Source organism: Streptomyces xylophagus (genome assembly GCF_000716435.1).
GTDB lineage: Bacteria > Actinomycetota > Actinomycetes > Streptomycetales > Streptomycetaceae > Streptomyces > Streptomyces xylophagus.
The window spans coordinates 1-1110 of record NZ_JNWO01000092.1 but is presented as its reverse complement, the minus strand read 5'-3'; the positions used below and the strand labels follow the sequence as shown (position 1 = coordinate 1110).

Annotated in this window: 3 protein-coding genes; all 3 read left to right on the top strand. The window is 69.3% G+C overall.

Translation table 11 applies throughout. From position 1 onward, the window contains the following. Positions 1-252, top strand: a 252-nt coding sequence (locus OO70_RS50385; RefSeq protein ID WP_234337154.1) for a helix-turn-helix domain-containing protein, incomplete at its 5' end; no start/stop codon positions are given. After that, positions 249-452 carry a hypothetical protein gene (locus OO70_RS50380; protein WP_030498540.1) on the top strand — a complete coding sequence of 68 codons (204 nt, stop codon included), beginning with the start codon at positions 249-251 and terminating at the stop codon, positions 450-452. The genes OO70_RS50385 and OO70_RS50380, both read left to right, overlap by 4 nt. Then, on the top strand, positions 449-1110 hold a 662-nt coding region (locus tag OO70_RS50375), incomplete at its 3' end, for a BRO family protein (RefSeq protein WP_051742516.1). The genes OO70_RS50380 and OO70_RS50375, both read left to right, overlap by 4 nt.

The following is a 1110-nucleotide window of genomic DNA, read 5'->3' as shown; positions in this document are numbered from 1 at the left end:
AGGCTTGTGTTCGTGAGAGAACGGACCCCACGGCCGGAGATGGTCTTCGAATCGGCGCAGTTCGATGCGCTGGTCAGGGAGCGTCACGGCCTCACGACGAAAGAGGCGCAGGCCGCCTGGCTCGGCATCCCGCGCCCCACCTACTCCAAGGTCGCCAACGGCAGATCCCGACCCAACAGCGAGTTCATCGCGGCGGTCTGGATCAAGTGCCCCAACGACGCACAGAGCCTCTTCCGGGCGGAAGTCCGATGACCCGCCTGCTGCGCACGACAGAAGAGATCCGGGCCGCCGGAGCGGCCGCGGTCGCCGACTGGCCGCCGCTCACCGACCAGCAGGTCGACCAGATGGTCGCGCTACTCACCCCGGTCCGCAGCGAGGTGTGGGTGCTGCTGTCCCGCGAGCACCCCGACGACCGCGCCCAGCGTCCCGCCAACGAAAGGACGGCGGCATGAGCGCCGACATCGAGGTCTTCCAGTTCCCCGCCACCGGACAGCAGGTCCGAACCCTGCTCCGCGACGGCGAGCCCTGGTTCGTCGGCCGCGACGCGTGCGAGGTGCTGGGGATCGCAGACCCCCGAGCCTCGCTGAACCTGCTCGATGAGGATGAGCGGGACAGTGTCCCGGTCATCGACTCGATGGGCCGAACCCAGCAGACCATCGCGGTCAGTGAACCCGGCCTCTACTCGCTGATCCTCCGCAGCCGGAAGCCGCAGGCGAAGGCGTTCAAGCGGTGGGTCACCCACGACGTCCTCCCGGCAATCCGGAAGACCGGACGGTACGAGGTGGCCTCGCAGTTCGCCATCCCGCAGACCTACGCCGACGCCCTCCGGCTCGCCGCGGCCCAGGCCGAGGAGATCGAAGCCCAGGCCGCCCGCCTGGCCGTCGCCGAACCGAAGGCCGAGTACGTCGATGGGTTCGTCAACCCCGACGAGGACGCCTCGCTGATCCGGGTCTTCGCCGGGCAGGTCGGGGTGGGGGAGAAGGCCCTCCGTGAGTGGATGGTCGCCCGGAAGCTGATCTACCGCCGTGAGGTCGAGCAGCGCTGGTCGCGCTCGCAGCAGCGGATGGTTCCGGTCTACCAGTGGCTCGCGTACGCCGAGCACGCGGACTG